Source organism: Actinoplanes palleronii (assembly GCF_016862315.1).
Classification (GTDB): Bacteria; Actinomycetota; Actinomycetes; order Mycobacteriales; family Micromonosporaceae; genus Actinoplanes; species Actinoplanes palleronii.
This window is the reverse complement of sequence record NZ_BOMS01000014.1, coordinates 255,971-274,271: the sequence shown is the minus strand read 5'-3', so window position 1 is coordinate 274,271 and position 18,301 is coordinate 255,971. Positions and strand designations below refer to the sequence as shown.

The 18,301-nt window shown below is 70.8% G+C and carries 16 protein-coding genes; 5 read left to right on the top strand and 11 right to left on the bottom strand.

Features of this window, described 5'->3' with window-relative positions:
- Positions 1-168 precede the first annotated feature (168 nt).
- The 6 genes from Apa02nite_RS05030 to Apa02nite_RS05005 all read right to left on the bottom strand — a co-directional run bounded on the left by Apa02nite_RS05030 (position 169) and on the right by Apa02nite_RS05005 (position 7,256).
- Positions 169-657, bottom strand: a complete 489-nt coding sequence (locus Apa02nite_RS05030) for a TlpA family protein disulfide reductase (RefSeq protein WP_203824029.1) — start codon at positions 655-657, stop codon at positions 169-171.
- Between the two features lie 21 nt (positions 658-678).
- Positions 679-2,766 (bottom strand): ABC transporter ATP-binding protein, encoded by a 2,088-nt coding sequence (locus Apa02nite_RS05025; protein ID WP_203824028.1) that lies wholly within the window; start codon positions 2,764-2,766, stop codon positions 679-681.
- A gap of 400 nt (positions 2,767-3,166) precedes the next feature.
- Positions 3,167-4,297, bottom strand: coding sequence for a glycosyltransferase family 4 protein (locus Apa02nite_RS05020; protein ID WP_067704666.1), 1,131 nt, complete (start codon positions 4,295-4,297; stop codon positions 3,167-3,169).
- Positions 4,297-5,553, bottom strand: a complete 1,257-nt coding sequence (locus Apa02nite_RS05015; RefSeq protein ID WP_203824027.1) for a M48 family metallopeptidase — start codon at positions 5,551-5,553, stop codon at positions 4,297-4,299. Before Apa02nite_RS05015 ends, Apa02nite_RS05020 begins: the two co-directional genes overlap by 1 nt.
- Positions 5,554-5,581: 28 nt before the next feature.
- Positions 5,582-5,794, bottom strand: a complete 213-nt coding sequence (locus Apa02nite_RS05010) for a hypothetical protein (RefSeq protein ID WP_203824026.1) — start codon at positions 5,792-5,794, stop codon at positions 5,582-5,584.
- Positions 5,795-5,882: 88 nt separating this feature from the next.
- Positions 5,883-7,256: an NYN domain-containing protein gene (locus Apa02nite_RS05005; protein WP_203824025.1), complete on the bottom strand. Its 1,374-nt coding sequence runs from the start codon at positions 7,254-7,256 to the stop codon at positions 5,883-5,885.
- Positions 7,257-7,360: 104 nt separating this feature from the next.
- Here Apa02nite_RS05005 and Apa02nite_RS05000 point away from each other — a divergent pair, with 104 nt between their 5' ends.
- From Apa02nite_RS05000 to Apa02nite_RS04985, 4 genes are all read left to right on the top strand, one after another.
- Positions 7,361-9,160 (top strand): DEDD exonuclease domain-containing protein, encoded by a 1,800-nt coding sequence (locus tag Apa02nite_RS05000; RefSeq protein ID WP_203824024.1) that lies wholly within the window; start codon positions 7,361-7,363, stop codon positions 9,158-9,160.
- Positions 9,161-9,248: 88 nt separating this feature from the next.
- The gene (locus Apa02nite_RS04995; protein ID WP_203824023.1) at positions 9,249-11,051 is read left to right on the top strand and encodes a RelA/SpoT family protein; all 1,803 of its coding nucleotides are present in this window, start codon (positions 9,249-9,251) and stop codon (positions 11,049-11,051) included.
- Positions 11,052-11,083: 32 nt separating this feature from the next.
- On the top strand, positions 11,084-11,647 hold the full coding sequence (locus Apa02nite_RS04990) for an NUDIX hydrolase (RefSeq protein WP_083972448.1): 564 nt from the start codon (positions 11,084-11,086) through the stop codon (positions 11,645-11,647).
- A 23-nt stretch (positions 11,648-11,670) separates the two neighbouring features.
- Positions 11,671-12,522: an NTP transferase domain-containing protein gene (locus tag Apa02nite_RS04985; RefSeq protein ID WP_203824022.1), complete on the top strand. Its 852-nt coding sequence runs from the start codon at positions 11,671-11,673 to the stop codon at positions 12,520-12,522.
- On the opposite strand, the gene Apa02nite_RS04980 is transcribed toward Apa02nite_RS04985, so the two are convergent.
- From Apa02nite_RS04980 to ctaE, 5 genes are all read right to left on the bottom strand, one after another.
- Positions 12,519-12,806 (bottom strand): Lrp/AsnC family transcriptional regulator, encoded by a 288-nt coding sequence (locus tag Apa02nite_RS04980; RefSeq protein WP_067704684.1) that lies wholly within the window; start codon positions 12,804-12,806, stop codon positions 12,519-12,521. The genes Apa02nite_RS04985 and Apa02nite_RS04980 overlap by 4 nt on opposite strands.
- 168 nt (positions 12,807-12,974) lie before the next feature.
- Positions 12,975-14,585, bottom strand: a complete 1,611-nt coding sequence (gene qcrB / locus Apa02nite_RS04975; RefSeq protein WP_203824021.1) for a cytochrome bc1 complex cytochrome b subunit — start codon at positions 14,583-14,585, stop codon at positions 12,975-12,977.
- Positions 14,582-15,679, bottom strand: coding sequence for a cytochrome bc1 complex Rieske iron-sulfur subunit (gene qcrA, locus Apa02nite_RS04970; protein WP_203824020.1), 1,098 nt, complete (start codon positions 15,677-15,679; stop codon positions 14,582-14,584). Before qcrA ends, qcrB begins: the two co-directional genes overlap by 4 nt.
- Complete coding sequence (qcrC, locus tag Apa02nite_RS04965) at positions 15,676-16,524, bottom strand: cytochrome bc1 complex diheme cytochrome c subunit (protein WP_203824019.1); 849 nt, start codon at positions 16,522-16,524, stop codon at positions 15,676-15,678. Before qcrC ends, qcrA begins: the two co-directional genes overlap by 4 nt.
- A 51-nt stretch (positions 16,525-16,575) precedes the next feature.
- Complete coding sequence (gene ctaE, locus Apa02nite_RS04960; protein WP_203824018.1) at positions 16,576-17,172, bottom strand: aa3-type cytochrome oxidase subunit III; 597 nt, start codon at positions 17,170-17,172, stop codon at positions 16,576-16,578.
- A 108-nt stretch (positions 17,173-17,280) separates the two neighbouring features.
- Here ctaE and Apa02nite_RS04955 point away from each other — a divergent pair, with 108 nt between their 5' ends.
- Positions 17,281-18,252 (top strand): cytochrome c oxidase assembly protein, encoded by a 972-nt coding sequence (locus tag Apa02nite_RS04955; protein ID WP_203824017.1) that lies wholly within the window; start codon positions 17,281-17,283, stop codon positions 18,250-18,252.
- Positions 18,253-18,301 lie beyond the last annotated feature (49 nt).

Here is an 18,301-nt window from a genome sequence, read left to right as displayed (position 1 = left end):
ACCCCCACATTGTGTGGGGACTTTGGGCGCGGAGCGCACCAAAAGTCCCCACACAGCGCGTGACCCCACGTTGCGTGGGGACTTTCGGCGCGCAGCGCACCACAACTTCACACGCAGCGTCTGGCCCCACCCTGCGTGGGGACTTTCGGTGCGGAGTGCGCCGCACACTCACACGCTGCGGAGCAGGGCGGCGAGGGCGGCGATCAGGTGTGGCTTGGTCGGGATGCCGGTGGCGCGCCGGGTGACCCGCCCGTCGGCGTCCAGGATCAGCAGCGTCGGGGTGCGCCAGATGTTCAGCTCGCGCACCTCGTCCAGGTGGCTCTCGGCGTCAACCTCCACGTGCCGCACCTCCGGCAGCAGCGCGACGACCTCGGCGCTGATCCGGCGCAGCGCCCGGCACGGCGCGCAGAACGCGGTGGAGAACTGCAACAGCGTGACCCGGCCGGGCTCCGCACCGAGGCGCGCCAGCAGCGCCGGGTCGAGCCGCTCGATCTCCTGCACATCTTCCACGCCGCCAGTCTGCTCCACCGCCCCGTCCACCGGCACCGGGGCCGGGGCGACCGGGCGCAGGCGGCCGTCGACGCGGCGGCGCCACAGGCCCACGCCCACCCCGGCCACCAGCACCACCGCGACCGCACTCAATCCCACCGGATCCATAGGTTTACTGTGACACGCCGATCAGGTGGATTGATAGGCGCTGGCCTGCAACGTGAACAACTGGGCGTAGGTCCCGCCGGCCGCGATCAGCTCGTCGTGACCGCCCTCCTCGACCACCACCCCGTGATCCAGCACGTAGATCCGGTCGGCCTCCCGCACACTCGCCATCCGGTGCGTGATCAGCACGACGGTGCGGCCCTGCGCCAGCTCCCGCAGCCGCCGGTACACCTCGTGCTCCGCGCGCGCGTCCAGGTTCGCGGTCGGCTCGTCGCAGATCAGCAGCGGCGCGTCCCGGTGGAACGCCCGGCTCACCGCGAGCCGCTGCCACTGCCCGCCGGACAGGTCCGCACCGTCGGTGAAGTGCCGGGACAGCAGCGTCTCGTACGTCCGGGGCAGCTCCATCACGAAGTCGTGTGCGTCACCCGCCCGCGCCGACGCCTGCACCTGGGCCAGCGACGCGGGCCGGTCGTGCCGCCCGATCGCGATGTTGGCCCGGGCGGAGAGCGGCCACCGGGTCGGCTCCTGCATCACCACGGCGACCCGCTCGCGCACCGACTCCGGCGGGAACCGGGACGCGTCCGCACCGTCCCAGGTGATCGTGCCGTGCTGCGGGCGGTACAGCCCGGCCAGCACGGCGGCGAGCGTGGACTTGCCCGAGCCGTTCTCGCCGACCAGCGCGATGATCTCGCCGCGGCGCAGGGTCATGCTGATCCCGGCGACCGCGTCCCGGTCCGCGTCCGGGTAGCGGAACGTCACCCCGTCGAGCCGGAGCTCACTGAACGCGGCCGGCGCCCGCGGCTCCGACTCGGCGCCGGCAAAGGAAGGCGCGGCGCCGGCAACAAGAGGCTCGGCAGGAGAAGGCTCGGCAGAGGAAGGCTCGGCAGAGGAAGGCTCGGCCCGGGTCTCGGACAGCTCGCAGAACCCTTGGAAGTCGGAGAAGTACAGGCCCTGCTCGTAGACCCGGTTCGCGGCGAAGGCAAGCTCGCTCAGCTTCCCGATGCCGATGTTTATCGCGTACGCCGCCGCGCCACCGGCGGCCAGCTCCATCCGGCCGGTCCAGAGCAGCCAGCACAGCGCCGCGTAGGTCAGCCCGGTGATCAGCCCACTGAGCGCCCGCCCGTACAAATTGGTGCGAACCGCCCGGGTGACCACCCGGACCTCCTCCACGGTCGCGAGCCGCAGCAGCCGGGCCGCCTCGGCGACCAGGAACCGTCGTACGGTGAAAGCCCGCAGCTCACCCGCGGGCTCCCGGGCGGCCAGGAGATCAGCGAGCATCCGGTGCCGTCGCCAGACGGCGATGTACCGCAACCGGCTGCGGTAGCCGGCCCTGGCCGCCCGCACCGCCGCCCAGCCGGTCGGCACCACCGCGCAGACCAGCAGCGGCAGCAGCGCCGGGTGCAGCACGGCCAGCACTCCGGCCACCGCGACCAGCCCGATCACGTGGGTGAGCACCTCGATGCCGACGTCGACGACCTGCTGGGCGGCGTAGATGCCCCGGTCCCGGGCCCGTTCCATGGCGTCCCGCCACTGCGGATCGTCGAACGTCGCCAGATCCACCCGGGTGGTCAGGTCGAGCAGGCGGTTCTCCGCGGCCTCGTAAACCGCCGGCGACAGGCGTCCGTGGGCCGCGGTCGCCGCTGACGCCAGCAGTCCGCGCAGGGCAAGAGCCACAATCAAAATCACCAGCGACGGTACGGCAGCAGCCACCCGTTCCGGTGTCGGCCCGGCCCGCAGCAGCCCGTCGAAGACCCCGACCACGCTGATCAGTCCGAGGGCGCCGGCCAGCCCCGCCGCGATCTGCAGCACCACCACCGCGCCGGCGGTACGCCGGTCGGCCCGCCAGGCGAGCAGCCACGCGGAGCGGAGCAGGCGTGGCAGCCGCCGCAGCATCCGCAGAAAGCTGGTGTTGGCCGCCTCCTCGGTCCCGGTCAGCCAGTACGGCAGCGCCAGCTCACCGTCATCACCGCCGAGCGCGGGAAGTTCGGAGTCACCCTCCGCCCGCCCGGGATCGCCCCGCCCGGGATCGCCTTGCCCGGAGTCGTTCTGCCCGGAGTCGGCGGGATCGGCTGTCAGATGGTCGTCGGGGCGGGTGGGGGCGGCATCCGGCATCGGCGACCTCCGGTCGGGGTTACCTCCGCCCTCGTTCCTACGCCGCCCGCCCACCCCCTGTCCACGGAGTTCACGCCTCACTCACGCCGCGCGCGGCAACTCCCTGGCGAGCCCGCAGCCCCCACCCCAGCCGCCCGGCCGCCGGACGCCGAGCGCGCCAACCTCCCACCACACAGCCAGCGAACACCCAGCAGCCAGCGAACGCCGGGAGGCAGCGAACGCCGGGAGGCAGCGAACGCCGGGAGGCAGCGAACGCCGGGCGCCAGGCGCCGGGAGGCGGCGGGCGCCGGGAGGCGGCGGGCGCCGGGCAGTCAGCGAACACCGGGAGGCGGCCAGCGCCGGGCAGGCGGCGGGCGCAGGGGCAGGGGCACGGCTTCGATCGCCGGGCGCGGGGGTGCGGTCAGGCCGCCGGAGCGAGCAGTTCGGTGAGGCGGGCGGCCTGGGTCTCCCAGCGCCACTCCCGTTCCACCCACGCCCGGCCCGCCTTACCCATCGCCCGCGCCTGATCGGGATCGGACAGCAAGCCGGCCACCCGATCGGCGATGGCGGCCACGTCGGCGCCGCCCACGACATACCCCGTCTCGCCCTCGCGGACCGCGTCCGGTGCCCCGCCGGAATCCCCGCCGACCACCGGCAACCCGGTGGCGGACGCCTCCAGATAGACGATGCCGAGGCCCTCGACATCGAGGCCGGCGGCCCGGGTGCGGCACGGCATGGCATAGACGTCGCCGGCCGCGTAGTGCTCGGGCAGCTCGGCCCACGGCACCGAGCCGGTGAACACCACGTCGGACTCGACGTCGTGCTCGCGGGCCAGCCGGGCCAGCGTCTTCCGATACGGCCCGCCACTGACCAGCAACAACGCAGCGCCCGGCACCCTCCGGCGGATCTCCGGCAGCGCCCGGATCAGCATGTCCTGGCCCTTGCGCGGGACCAGCCGGGACACGCAGACCACCACCGGCCGGTCGGTCAGCCCGTGCCGCTTGCGGACCGCGGACCCGTCCACACCGGGGTGGAACGTGTCGACGTCGACCCCGGGCGCCAGCCGCCGCAGGTCGGTCAGCCCGTGCAGCGCCTTGTCCAGGCGCACCCGCTGGTACTCGCCGAGATACGTGATCACGTCGTTGCCCCGGGCGATCCGGCGCAGCAGGCCGCGGGCGCCGGGCAGCGCCGCCCAGCCGATCTCATGCCCGTGGGTGATACCGACCGCGCGGGTGATCCCGGCGTCCCGGCGCAGGCCGTGCGCGAGCAGGCCGAGCGGGGCCGCCGCGCCGAACAGGACGCTGTCGCACCCGTGCGACCGGGCCAGCTCGGCGGCCCGGCGGGCGACCGACGGGGTGGGCAGCAGCATCCCGGTGTCCTCCCGGACCACCTCGAACGGCTGCTCGGCGTCGAACGCCGCGGCGCCCTTCCAGGTGGACGAATAGACCACCACCGAGCCGGCCGGCTGGCGCACCGCGAGGTTGTGCACGAACTGCTGGATGCCGCCGGGCCGGGGCGGGAAGTCGTTGGTGACCAGCAGGGTGCGTCCCATCAGCGTTCTCCCCGGGCGTACGCGCGGGCCGCGGCCATCCGCTGCACGGTGGACGGGTGCGAGGCGAACATCAGGAACTCCCAGGTCGGCGGATCAGGATCGGACAGGTTCAGGGTGCCTAGGCGGCGCTGCATGGCCTCGAACGTCGCCGGGTCGCCGGTCAGCGCCAGCGAGTGCTGGTCGGCGCGAGCCTCGATGCGCCGCGACACGAACGCCTGGCCCGGCCCGCTGAGCAGCCCGGCAACCGCGGCGACGGCGAGCAGCAGGCCGATCGCCCGGGGCTCGCCGATCGAGTCGACCCCGGCCAGCCGCAGCAGCCCGGCCCAGGAGCCGAGCAGGTAGAGCGCGATCACCGCGAGGGCCGCGCCCAGGGCGCCCAGCAGCGTCCCGGTCAGCACGTCGCCGTCCTTGGCGTGGCCCAGCTCGTGCGCAGCCACCGACACCACCTCCTCCGGGGTGGCCTCGGTGAGCAGGGTGTCGTAGACGACGATCCGGCGGGTCGGGCCGAGCCCGGAGACGTACGCGTTCACCGCCCGGGTGCGCCGGGACGCGTCGGCGACCAGCACGTCGCGCACCGGCACGCCGTCGGCGTCGGCAAGCGCGATCAGCTCGGTGCGCAGCGGCCCGTCCGGCATCGCGGTGAACTTGTTGAAGATCGGCTCGACCACCACCGGGAGCACGAACGAGAGCAGCACCACCAGCCCGGCCGCGCCGGCCGCCCCGAACGCCCACCACCAGCGGGGCGCGGCGTGCGTGACGGCGAAGAACCCGGCCAGCGCCAGCCCGCCCAGCACCGCGCCGACCGCGAAGGACTTCAGCAGGTCGGCGCCCCAGCCGCCCCAGGACTGGATGGAGATGCCGTAGCGCACCACGATGGTGTGCCGCCAGGCCGCCAGCGGCAGGGTGAGCAGCTCACCGGCGAGCACCACGAGCATGCCGCCGAGCACCGCCCGGGCCAGCCAGTGGTCACCGAACGGCCGGCCGGCCAGCTCGACCAGCCGCGCGCCGATCGGGGTGAGCCCGAGGACCAGCGCGACCAGCAGGCTCAGGGCCATCCCCGCGTAGCTGCCGGGCCGCAGCTCGGCGTGGAACCGCCGGGCCCGGGCCACCTGCTCGGCGGGCAACTGGCCGAGCGCGGCGACCTGGTCGGCACGCGGCGCCGGGGCGCGGTGCCAGGGCACGGTCAGCGCCGCGACGACCACGAGCGCCACCACCAGCACCCCGAACGACACCAGGGCCCACATTCGCGGAGTCATGACCGCACATCCTAAAGAGTTCTCATGATCACGCCACGTGGCGGTGGAGCGGCACCACCACCGGTGGCTCCGGGGTCTCCAGCAGCTCCACCTCGAAGCCGGCCAGCTCGAACGTCTCGATCGCCCGCAGCTCGCCGGGAGTCAGGTCGGCGATCCCGTCGGGTGTCTGCGCGAGCACGCTGACCAGGCACCCGGCGCACTCGACGGTCCGCTCAATGCAACGACCACAATCGATGATCATCACCCCTCCTCAGCATCGAGGCCCGACCCGAGCGACGGACCGATCACCTCAAGTGACCGTCACGCTAGGCGAGGGGTACGACAACTTCTCAGGAGCGGGCGAGCCGGCGCAGCAGCGAGTCGGCGCCCATCGGGTACGCACCGTGCCGGCGCACGCCGTCGGCCACCTCACGGTCGGAGGAGACCACCACCACCGGGCGACCCGGCGGCTCGGCCCGGACCAGCTGACGGATCAGCTCGTCGGCGGTGGTGCCCTTGCGGGAGAACAACACCCGCACCCCGCGCGGCGCCGGCGGCAGGCCATGCACCCGCTCGGCGCCGTCGAAGACCACTGTCACCTCATCGCCGGTCTGCGCGGCTATCCCGCCCAGCCCGGTGATCAGGCGCTTGCGCTGCTGTTCCAGGGACATGTCGGCGAAGCCGCGCTTGGTCACGTTGTACCCGTCCACCACCAGGTGGGCGCGGGGCAGCGCGAGCAGCTGGTCAAGCCGGCCCGGGTCGTCGGTGTCCTGTGCGCGGGCCCGGGAGCGCTCCGGAGCGCCGGGCCGGTCGGCCGAGGCCTCTGCCACGAAGTCGGCGGGCAGTTTGTCGGTCGGGTCCAGCGCCAGCTCGCGGCGCAGCCCGGTGGCCGCCTGGCCGATCGTCTCGAGCAGCAGCCAGAGGCGGGCGTCGTCGACCGCCCGGGCGTCCTTGACCGCCTGCTTGCCGGTGGCCGCTGAGGCCTCGGCGTCGGCGAGACGGGACCGCATCCGGCGTACCTCTGCCTCGTGGTCGAGAACGACCCGGGACGCGCGCCCCTTCTCGGTGGCCAGCAGATCGGCCGCGCGCTTCTGCCCGGCCTGCGCCTCGCGCAGCGCCTTGGCCGTGCTGCGCGACTCCTCGCGCAGCTGGCCGAGCTCCTCGCGGACCCGGGCCAGCTCGTCACGCAGCTTGTCGGCCTCGACCCGGGCCACCGCCCGGTCGTGCTCGGCGCGGGTGGCGCGCTGCTCGGCGGCCCGGATCCGGTCGGCCAGCGCGGCGCTGTCGGCGTCGGCCCGGACCACGTCGCCGGCCGCCTCGATCAGCTCGCGCCAGCCGTCCGGGCGGGACAGGTAGGCCAGCGCGGCGACCTCGACCGGGTCGGCCGCGGCCGGGGCGACCCCGCTGGTCACGGCGGTGCCCAGGTCACCGGCCTCGGTGATGATCCGGGTGCCGAGCCGCTGCCGGAACAACGGGTCGGCGGTGAGCTGGGCGGCGATCTCCCGGCCGCCGAGCCGGGCCCGCCGGTTCGGCGCGAAACGGGCCACCCGGCGCAGCACGACCGGGATCTCGTCGGCCGGCAGCCCGGGCAGCGCGGCGGCGGACAGCGTCATGATCCGTTGACGGACCGCTTCCGGGAGAATCGGCTCCGGAAGGGTGAATTCCGCATCCGTCGGCGCCGCCTCCTCGAGGGGGCGGTCATCGGGGTCAAGCGGCGCGGACATGCTCCCATTCTCACACCGTGGCCCGCCAAAACGCTTGTCGAGTCAAGTGATCTTTTCCGGCCCGGCTCGGTTTCTGTCGTACCCCCGCTCTAAGGTTCCCCGCCGTGGCACAACCCGCTTACGTGCAGGGCACTCTGGACACGTTGCTGTCCGCCGACGGTTCGGTGGATCCGGCCGCCGTCTCGCTCGCCGACACCACCTTCGTGGTGCTCGACCTGGAGACCACCGGCGGCGCTCCGGACGGCGGCGGGATCACCGAGATCGGCGCCGTCAAGGTCCGCTCCGGCGAGCAGCTGGCCGAGTTCGGCACGCTGGTCAACCCGGGTCAGCCGTTGCCGCCGTTCATCACGGTGCTGACCGGGATCACCGAGGCGATGCTGCGCCCGGCCCCGTCGATAGAGACGGTGCTGCCGGCCCTGCTGGAGTTCCTGCGCGGCGCGGTGCTGGTGGCACACAACGCGCCCTACGACGTCGGGTTCCTCAAGGCCGCCTGCGCCAAGCACGGTTATCCGTGGCCGGCGCCCCGGGTGCTGGACACCGCCGCCCTGGCCCGGCGCGCGCTGACGAACGACGAGGTGCCGAACCGCAAGCTCGGCACCCTGGCCCAGTTCTTCCGCTCGACGGTCGCGCCGAACCACCGGGCGCTCGACGACGCCAAGGCCACCGTCGACGTGCTGCACGGGCTGATCGAGCGGCTGGGCAGCTTCCGGGTGCACACCCTTGGCGACGCGATCGAGTTCGGCAAGGCGGTCACCCCGGCGCAGCGCAACCGGCGGCACCTGGCCGACAACCTGCCGCACGTGCCGGGGGTCTACATCTTCCGGGCCGCCGACGAGCGCCCGCTCTACGTCGGCACGTCCAAGGACGTCGCCACCCGGGTGCGCAGCTATTTCACCGCCGGCGAGAAGCGCGCCCGGATCTCCGAGATGCTCACCGCCGCGGTCCGGGTGGAGGCGCTGGAGTGTGCCCACTCGCTCGAGGCCGAGGTGCGTGAGCTGCGGCTGATCGCGGCGCACGCCCCGCCGTACAACCGCCGGTCGAAGTATCCGGAGCGGATGGTCTGGCTGAAGCTGACCGCCGAGGCGTACCCACGGCTCTCGGTGGTCCGCCGGTTCGCCGACGACGACGCGACCTACCTCGGGCCGTTCTCCTCCCGGCGCACCGCCGAGCTGGCCGCGGCCGGTGTCTACGACGCCGTGCCGCTGCGCCAGTGCAACCACAAACTCTCGCTGCGCTCGAAGACCCCGGCCTGCGCGCTGGCCGAGCTGGGCCGCTGCCCGGCCCCCTGCGAGCACGAGATCACCCCGGAGGAGTACGACGTTCGCGCCGCCCTCCCGTTCCGGGTCGCCACCTCGGGTGACCCCGGACCGGTGATTTCCGCCATCCTGGAGCGCATCGAGTCGCTCAGCGACAAGCAGCGGTACGAGGAGGCGGCCACCGTCCGGTCCCGCCTGATCGCCCTGCTGCGCGCCCTGATCCGGATGCAGCGGCTGAACGCGCTGACCCGGCTCCCCGAGATCGTCGCCGCCCGGCGGGACGACCACGGCGGCTGGGAGATCGCCGTGATCCGGTACGGCCGGCTGGCCGCCGCGGCCACCTCCCCGCCCCGTGAGCACCCACGTCCCACGCTGGACACGGCCCGGTTGACGGCCGAGACGGTCCTTCCCGGACCGGGTCCGGTGCCGGCCGCGTCGGCCGAGGAGACCGAGCGGGTTCTGGCCTGGCTGGACCGGCCCGACACCCGCCTGGTGGAGACGTCCGGCGACTGGGTGTCACCGGCTCGTGGCGCCGCGCGTTTTGCCGGCCTGCTCACCAGGGCCGAGGCGGCAGCGTCCGGTCAAGACTCGACCGTTCGCCTATCGGTAACTGACCGTTCGGATGACGCTCGCTCGCTTAGGCTGTAAGGCAGAGCCTCGTGGTGATTCAGCCATCACGGGTTCGAGTGCCATGCTTCGTCGAGAACGCATGGACGATCGGTGAGGGGGTGTCCGGGTGGACGTCGACGCCGGCCACGGCGCCGCTCTCGGTCGTGCCCTGCCGGCCACCCCGTCTCAGGTCGGGTCCGCGAGCCCGCTGAGCCTCACCCAGCGGCTCCGCTCGTTCCTGAGCTTCCAGGGCAATGACGACGATCCGGTCTCCGAATTGGCCCGGACTCATCGCAGCATCCATCCGTCGGCCGACGTGGCCCTGCTCCGCCGCAGTTATGCGATCGCCGAGAGCATGCACCGCGGCCAGTTCCGCAAGTCCGGTGATCCGTACATCACGCATCCGCTCGCCGTCGCGCAGATCTGCGCCGAGCTGGGCATGGACACCACCACCCTGGTCGCCTCGCTGCTGCACGACACGGTGGAGGACACCAGCTACACGCTGGAGGCGCTGGAGGGTGACTTCGGCGCCGAGGTGACCCACCTGGTCGACGGGGTGACCAAGTTCGACAAGGCGTTCTACGGCAAGGCCGCCGAAGGCGAGACGATCCGCAAGATGATCGTCGCGGCCGGCAAGGACGTCCGGGTGCTGGTGATCAAGCTGGCCGACCGGCTGCACAACATGCGGACGCTGGGCGCCCGCTCCCCCGCGTCCCGGGCCCGGATCGCCAACGCCACGCTGGACGTGCTGGTCCCGCTCTGTGACCGGCTCGGCATCCAGGCGCTCAAGCGCGACCTCGACGACGTGGTGCTCTACCACCTGGAGCCGGACTCGTTCGCCCGGATCGAGGAGCACGTCAAGAACCGCCCGGGTTGGAACGAGTACCTCACCGACGTCTCCGCCAAGGCCCGCGCCGCGCTGCGCCGGTCCCGGGTCGACGCCGAGGTGACCGCCCGTCCCCGGCACTACTACTCGATCTGGAAGGACACGGTCGCCGGCGGCCATGCGGTGCCGCTCGACCTGCCCCGGATCGCGGTGGTGGTGGACGGCCCGGAGACCGACTGTTACGCCGCGCTCGGCGCGATCCACGGCCGATGGCGCCCGGTGGCCGGCCGGTTCAAGGACTTCATCGCGTCACCGAAGAACAACCTCTACCGGTCCCTGCACACCACCGTGGTGGGCCCGGAGGGCCGGCTGGTCGAAGTGCTGATCCGGACACAGACCATGCACCGGTATTCCGAGTACGGCGTCGCCACCAGCTACCGATATCCGAAGGTGTCCGACGAGCCGCCGGGCTCCGACCAGCTGACCTGGCTGAAACGCGTGCTCGACTGGCAGCAGGACACCACCGACGCGGCCCAGTTCCTCGACTCGCTGCGATGTGACCTCGCCGAGGCCCAGATCACGGTCTTCGCCCACGGCAACGCGTACGAGTTACCCAGCGGCTCCACCCCGGTCGACCTGGCGTACGAACTGGGCACGCAGAAGGGCGATCAATGTATCGCCGCGACCATCAACGGTCGCCTCGCTCCACTCAGCTCCCCCCTCCGTGACGGCGACGTCGTCGAGATCTTCTCGGAGAACGACGGTCAGGTCGAGAACGAGCCGAGCTCGTCCCGCGGCCCCCGCAAGGAGTGGCTCGGCTTCGTCAAGTCCAGCCAGGCCCAGATGCAGATCAACCGCTTCTTCGACGAGCGGAACGAGCCCGGTATCAGCATCAACGACAAGGTGCGCCTGGGCCGCGCGACGATCGGCCTGACCTTGCGCAAGCACGACCGCGGCCTGGCCAGTGAGGTGCCGCTGCGCCGGCTCGCCGAGGACATGGGCTACCCCGACCTGGAGACCCTGCTGGTCGCGGTCTGCGAGCGCACCGTCGAGCCGGACGCGGTGGTCGAGCAGCTCATCGCCATGGTCGACCACCCGGACTGAGACACGCCGCGGGCCCGGCTAGCCTTGGGCGGGTGAACATCTCTCGGCGGGTGCGTGGCCTGGCATACCAAGTGTTCTATGGGCTGCCCCTGCCGGTCCGCCGTCAGGTGGCCCGGGCGGTCTCCCCGAAATACCTGGTCGGCGCGGTCGCGGTGATCCGTGACGCGGAGGCGGCCGGCACCGACCGGATCCTGCTGCTGCGTCAGCCGCCGGGCCGGGCCTGGGGTCTGCCGGCCGGTCTGCTCAAGCGTGGCGAGATGCCCGCCGTCGGCGCGGCCCGCGAGCTGCACGAGGAGTCCGGTGTCCGGGTCGAGCCGGGTGACCTGATCCCCGGCAATCCGAACGCGATCGTCCACCCGAGCGCCGGTTCGGTGGACATGGTCTGGTTCGGCTGGGTGCCCGCGTCCAGCACTCCGCTGATCGTCGACGGCGGCGAGGTCCTGGAGGCGAACTGGTTCCCGGTCGACGACCTGCCCCGGCTCACCTGGCCCACCGAGCGGCTGCTCGGCATCTACGGCATCGGCCCGCGGGCGGGTCAGCTGCCGGCCTCGGTTCCGTCGTCCACCCCGGCGCCGACCCGCGACTCGGCCCAGTGACCGCAGAGGTGACCTCCCCCGCGATGACCACTCCGGAGATCTGCGGCATCGTCCTGGCCGCCGGCGAGGGCCAGCGTCTGCGCCCGCTCACCGGTGCCGTGCCGAAGGCGCTCTGCCCGGTCGGCAACCTTCCGCTGCTCGATCACGCCCTGCGCCGGCTGGCCGGGCTGGGTCTCACCGGCCCGGACCGGGTCGCGGTGAACGCGGCGTACCTGGCCGACCAGGTGATCACGCACGCCACCGGCCGGGCCCATCTCTCCCCCGAACCGGACGGCCCGCTGGGCACCTCCGGCGGCGTGGCCCGGCTGCGGAGCTGGATCGACGGCCGGGGCGTCCTGGTCGGCAACGCGGACGCCTACCTGGCCGACCCGTTCCGCGACCCCGGCAAGGACATCGCCGCCCTGCTGTCGGGCTGGTCCGGCGACACGGTCCGGATGCTCACCAAGCCCTGCTTCCCGGGCGACACCGGCGGCTTCAGCGGCAACCGCTTCGCCGGTTTCTCCCTGCTCCCGTGGCGCTACGTCACCGGTCTCCCCGACCAGTCCGACAACCTGGTCCGCACCGCCTGGCGACCCGCCGAGTCGGAAGGTGCCCTGGAGCTCATCGAATACGAGGGCTACTACCTGGACACCGGCACCCCCGCCGACTACCTGACGGCAAATCTCCACGCCGCCGGCGGGAGCACTCTGCTCGACCCCACCGCCACCCTCACCGGCACCGCCACGGAGTCAGTGATCGGCGCGGGCGCTCAGGTCGCCGGCACGATCACCCGCTGCGTGATCTGGCCCGGCGCCACCGTCGCCCCCGGCGAATCCCTCACGGACGCGATCAGGGCCACCAACGGCCTGACGATCCAGGCCACCCGCCAGTCCTAATCGGCGTCGGGCAGGCCGATCGCGAACGCATCGTCGAGGTCGTGCTTGGAGTAGGCCCGGAACGCGATGTGCGACTCGGTGTTGATCACCCCGGGCGTCTTGGAGATCCGCCCCGCGATCACCTCGGCGATGTCATCGAACCTCGGGACCCGGACGATCGCGATCAGATCCACGTTCCCCGCCACCGAGTAGACCTCGCTGACCCCCTCGAGCGCCGCGAGCGCCTCCGCCACCTCAGGAATCGAGTCGGTAGCACAGTCGATGTGCACAATCGCGGTATTCACCGAAGCGTCTCCTCACCCAGAAAACAACAGTCGGCCCATGCTATCCCCGTACAAAAGCAGGCTCTGAGCCGCAAGCGGAAAGCCTGCCTCGACCCGGCTGATCACGCCGGGCCGGAAAAAGAATCGGCCCGCCGGCGCAGAACGCCGACGGGCCGAAACCATGAACGATCACCGCTTGGAAGAAATCTCTTCCTTCTTGGCCGACCCGATCGGAGCCGGGGAAACCGGGGTCTCCGCCGGAGCCTCGACCGGGAAGAAGAAGCCCTTGACCGCCGGCCCGAGGGCACCGATCTTGTTCATCTTCTTCGGCACGACCCACCCGGCGTACTCGAGCGGCACCGGATGTCCGTGCTCGTCCACCGGGCCGAGCGGCTGGTGGATCTCCTCGAACTTCCCGTTCGGAAGGCGCCGGATGATGCCCGTCTCGACACCGTGCGCCAGCACCTCCCGGTCGTGCTGCTGCAGACCGAAAGCGATCCGCACCGAGACGTAATACGCCAGCGGCGGCAGGACCAGCAGGCCGATCCGGCCCGCCCAGGTCATCGCGTTCAGGCTGATGTGGAACTTGTCCGCGATGACGTCGTTGGCGCCGGAGAGCGTCGCGACCGTGAAGAACGCCAGCGCCATCATGCCGATGCCGAGCCGCTCCGGGTTGTCCCGGGGCCGCTGCAGCAGGTGGTGGCTGCGGGTGTCCTTCAGCTTGCGGGCTTCCAGCCACGGGTACGCCATCGGCAGCGTGAACAGCGCGCCGAGGCCGACCACGGCCGGCCAGAACAGCGGCGGGATGCTGTACCCGTCGCCGAACGGGATGTAGATCTGCCAGTTCGGCATGAGCCGGACCAGGCCGTCCATGAACATGACGTACCAGTCGGGCTGGCTGGCCGAGGAGACCTCGGCGGCGCGGTACGGACCGAACAGCCAGATCGGGTTGATCTGGAACATGCCGGCCATGAACGCGATGACACCGAAGACGGCCATGAAGAAGCCGCCCTGCTTCATGGCGTACCGCGGGAACATGCGCTCGCCGACCACGTTCTCGTTGGTCCGCAGCGGACCCGCCCACTGGGTGTGCTTCTGCTTGAACACGATGCCCAGGTGGACGCTGATCAGCGCGAGCAGGATGCCCGGGATGAGCAGCACGTGCGCGATGTAGAACCGGCCGATGATCAGCTCGCCCGGGTATTCCCCGCCGAAGATCGCGGCGGACAGCCAGGTGCCGATGACCGGCAGGGACAGCATGATCGCGGAGGCGATGCGGAGACCGGTGCCGGACAGGCCGTCGTCCGGCAGCGAGTAACCGGTGAAGCCGGCGAAGAACCCGAGCAGGAACAGCAGGACGCCGATCACCCAGTTGATCTCACGCGGCTTGCGGAACGCGCCGGTGAAGAACACCCGGGCCATGTGCACCACGATCGACGCCATGAACAGCAGCGCCGCCCAGTGGTGCATCTGGCGCATGAACAGACCACCGCGCACCTCGAACGAGAGGTGCAGGGAGGACGCGTACGCCTGCGACATCTCGACGCCGCGCAGTGCCGGGTAGGAGCCCTCGTAGGGGATCTCCTTCATCGACGGGTCGAAGAAGAGAGTCAGGAAGACGCCGCTGAGCAGCAGCACGATGAACGAGAACAGCGCGATTTCGCCGAGCAGGAACGACCAGTGGTCCGGGAAGACCTTGTTGAGCAGGCCGCGGAGCGGGGTGGCCGCCTGGAAGCGGTCATCGGCGCCCTTGGCGAAATTGGCGGTTGCCTCGGCTGGATCTAACTTTCGGCGTTTCACGGCCGCTCCCAGAAGTCGGGTCCGACAGTGTCCTTGAAGTCAGACGTTGCCACAAAGAAACCTTCGTCGTCCACTGACAGCGGCAACATCGGCAGACGCCGGGTGGCGGGGCCGAAGATCGGCTGCGCGTTGTCCGTGATCAGGAACTGCGACTGGTGACACGGGCAGAGCAGCCGGTTGGTCTGCTGCTCGTACAGGCTCGCCGGGCAACCGGCGTGCGTGCAGATCTTCGAGTAGGCGACGTAGTTGCCCCACATCGAACCCTTGTTGCGCCCGTTCTTGTCACCGTCGGCCGCCACGCGGGTCTTCTCCGCGTCGTCGGCCCGCAGGTGGATCAGCAGGGTCGGCGAGTCGGCGAACTTGTTGGTGGCGCCGCCGGGAACTCCCGGGTAGACGGTCATCTGACCGCCCGCGCTGACGTCGTCGGGACGGATCGGGGATCCGTCGTCGCGGGTCAGCCGGACCAGCTTGTCGCCGTTCGTCTTCGGGTCGAAGCCGGTGTGGTACATCATCGGCTCGGCGTCCCGGTGCGGGTTCTGGATCAGACCGCCGACCAGCGGAGCCGCCGCGGCCAGGCCGAGCGGGGCCAGGCCGAGGCCGATCGCGCCCTTGAGCAGCGGGCGCCGCGCCACACCGAGCTCGTCCGCGACGTACATCGCGGTCTGACCGGTGATCAGCCGCTCGTCGTCGCTGGACGGGTCGCCGTGCCGCTGCTGGATCGACACCTCGTGCGGCAGCAGCTTCTTGGCCCAGGCCAGGATCGCGATGCCGAGGGCGAACAGCGAGATGCCGAGGCTCACACCCAGGATCGGCGTGTAGTAGTCGCTCAGCGTGTGGCCGAGCTCGAACTTCCACGGCCAGACGATGTAGGACACCAGGAAGACCAGCGCGAACAGGCCGGACAGGAGGAACAGGAAGGAGATGTTGCGGACTACCCGCTTCTCCGCCTTCGAGTTCGGCCCCTGGAACTGCGACTCGTACGTGATGATCTCGATGTCATCGCGCCGCAGGCCTTCCTTGACGATGTCGAAGCGCGTCAGCTTCGGATCGTTCACGTCGACCGGCTCGGCGGTCGCGCCGTGGTGCGCCGTCATGACTTCCCCGCAATCCAGAGCGACGTGAAGACCAGGATGGTGATACCGATCAGGAAGATCGCCACACCCTCGGTCGCCGGGCCGTAGCGGCCCAGGTTGAACACGCCGCCCGGGTCCTTGTCTTCCTGGATCTGGGTCTGGATGTACGTGATGATCTCGCGCTTCTCGTCCGGCGAGATCTGGTTGTCACCGAACACCGGCATGTTCTGCGGGCCGGTCAGCATGGCCGCGTAGATCTCCTCGGGGGTCGCGTCGCCCAGACTCGGAGCGAACTTGCCCGACGACAGCGCACCACCGGCGCCACCGAAGCTGTGGCAGGAGGTGCAGTTGACCCGGAACAGCTCGCCACCGCGCGCCAGCGCGTCGGGGTTCGCCTTCAGGTCCTCGGTGAGTTCGCCGGCCGGGATCTCCGGCCCGCCACCGATCTCCTGCACGTACTGCGCGATCTGCTTGGTCTCGTCCGGAGTGAACTGCGGGGCCTTCTGCTCGGCCTGGGCCTCCTGGCGGGTCATCGGCATGCGGCCGGTGCCCACCTGGAACTCGACCGAGGCCGAACCGACGCCGATCAGGCTCGGGCCGCGCGCCTCGACACCCTGCCCGTCCCGCCCGTGGCAGGAGATGCAGCTGTTGTCGAAGAGCTCTTTGCCCTGCTGTGCCGCGGTGGAGAGTGGGGTGTTGTCCTCGGCGAACGCGCCCGGGGTGAAAGCGGTGTAAACGCCGCCGGCGAGCGCGAGCGCCGCGAGCATGCGCACCGCCGCGCCGATCCGCCGGCGTGCCCGGCTGGGCGCGCCGCGGCGCCGGGAGAACACCCGGGCACGCCTGCGGGCGGGGGTGTCAGAAGTCATGGGCTATGTCCCTCTGGGTGTGGTTAGAGATCCTCGCCTGCGGCGCTAGGTTCACTGAAGCCAATAGATCATGGCGAACAGCGCGATCCACACGATGTCGACGAAGTGCCAGTAGTACGACACGACGATCGCCGACGTCGCTTGGGCCGGGGTGAACCGGCCCATGGTCGTGCGGATCATGAAGACGATGAAGGCGATGAGGCCGCCGGTCACGTGCAGGCCGTGGAAGCCTGTGGTCAGGTAGAACATCGAGCCGTATCCGTCACCGTTGAGCTTGACGCCCTCGTGGACGAGATTCCGGTACTCGTTCGCCTGGCCGAGCACGAAGATCAGCCCCATCACGAAGGTGATCGTGAACCAGCGCCGCAGCGCGAACACGTCACCCTTCTCCGCCGCGAAGACGCCCAGCTGGCAGGTCACAGAGGAGAGGACCAGGATCACCGTGAACGTCGTCGCATAAGGGATGTTGAGCGCCTCGGTGTGCTTCTCCCACAGCTCTGGTGCAGCCGCCCGAATGGAGAAGTACATGGCGAACAACGCCGCGAAGAACATGAGCTCGCTGGAGAGCCACACGATGGTCCCGACGCTGACCATGTTCGGTCTGGTCAACGAGTGGATCCGGCTCTTGTCGATGGCTGCCGCTGTCACGGGCTCATTATTCCCCCGCCGAAGGTCCAAGGTCAGGCGGGGTCCCTAATCCGGCATCGTGGGCAGGGGGAATATTCGGTGACCAGCAGGTAGGTCTAGCTTCGAGTGGTGCAGTCAGTCGAAATCGCCCCGCTGGCGGACGTCGCCCGGGATACTGGACTCCCCCCGTTCACCGCGGCGGCCATCTTCACCCAGTTCAACCTGGTCAGCCTGATCGCGGTGGGCCTGCTGGTCTCGGCAGCCCTTTATCTGTACGGGGTCCGGCGTCTCCGGCAGCGCGGCGACGAGTGGCCACAGGGCCGCACGGTGGCGTTCGTCGCGGGTGGACTCGGCTCGATCGCCGCGGTGTCGGTGACCGGCATCGAGGCGTACGACACCACGCTGATCTCGGTGCACATGGTCCAGCACATGGTGCTCTCGATGATCGGGCCGATCTTCCTGGCCCTGGGCGCGCCGACCACTCTGGCCCTGCGGGTGCTGCACCAGCGACCGCGCAAGGTCCTGCTCGCGGTGATCCACAGCCGGTACGTCCGGGTGTTGACGTTTCCCCTGGTCGCGTTCGGACTGTTCATCGCGAACCCGTTCATCCTCTACTTCACCGGGCTGTACCGGCTGACCCTGGAGCACGGCTGGCTGCACGAGTTCATCCACGTGCACTTCCTGATCACCGGGTGCCTGTTCTTCTGGCCGCTGCTCGGGCTGGACCCGCTGCCGAACCGGTGGCCGTACCCGGGGCGGGCGCTGCTGATGGTGCTCTCCGTGCCGTTCCACACCGTGCTCGGGCTGACCATCATGCAGGCCCGTGAGCTGCTCGGCGGCGACTGGTACCCGAACCTGCACCTGGCCTGGATGGATCCGCACTCCGACCAGGTCACGGCGGGCGGCATCCTGTGGGCCGGCGGCGAGATCGTCAGCGTCACCATGCTCGGGATCCTGGTGATCCAGTGGATCCGCCAGTCGGAGCGGGAGGCCCGCCGGGTCGACCGCGCGCTGGACCGCGTGGAGATGGAGGAGGCCGCCGCAGCGGCCAAGATCACATCACCGGAGAGCGCCACGCGCCCGGCCCCCGACGCCGGATAACAGATTCGGTACGATCGGCGGGACTTACGAGGTGAAGTGGGGCACAAAG

Bases quoted from the DNA above. Each gene is read 5' to 3' on its own strand.
- Apa02nite_RS05030 (WP_203824029.1), bottom strand. From the start codon at position 657: ATGGATCCGGTGGGATTGAGTGCGGTCGCGGTGGTGCTGGTGGCCGGG.
- Apa02nite_RS05025 (WP_203824028.1), bottom strand. From the start codon at position 2,766: ATGCCGGATGCCGCCCCCACCCGCCCCGACGACCATCTGACAGCCGAT.
- Apa02nite_RS05020 (WP_067704666.1), bottom strand. From the start codon at position 4,297: ATGGGACGCACCCTGCTGGTCACCAACGACTTCCCGCCCCGGCCCGGC.
- Apa02nite_RS05015 (WP_203824027.1), bottom strand. From the start codon at position 5,553: ATGACTCCGCGAATGTGGGCCCTGGTGTCGTTCGGGGTGCTGGTGGTG.
- Apa02nite_RS05010 (WP_203824026.1), bottom strand. From the start codon at position 5,794: ATGATCATCGATTGTGGTCGTTGCATTGAGCGGACCGTCGAGTGCGCC.
- Apa02nite_RS05005 (WP_203824025.1), bottom strand. From the start codon at position 7,256: ATGTCCGCGCCGCTTGACCCCGATGACCGCCCCCTCGAGGAGGCGGCG.
- Apa02nite_RS04985 (WP_203824022.1), top strand. From the start codon at position 11,671: ATGACCACTCCGGAGATCTGCGGCATCGTCCTGGCCGCCGGCGAGGGC.
- qcrA (WP_203824020.1), bottom strand. From the start codon at position 15,679: ATGACGGCGCACCACGGCGCGACCGCCGAGCCGGTCGACGTGAACGAT.
- qcrC (WP_203824019.1), bottom strand. From the start codon at position 16,524: ATGACTTCTGACACCCCCGCCCGCAGGCGTGCCCGGGTGTTCTCCCGG.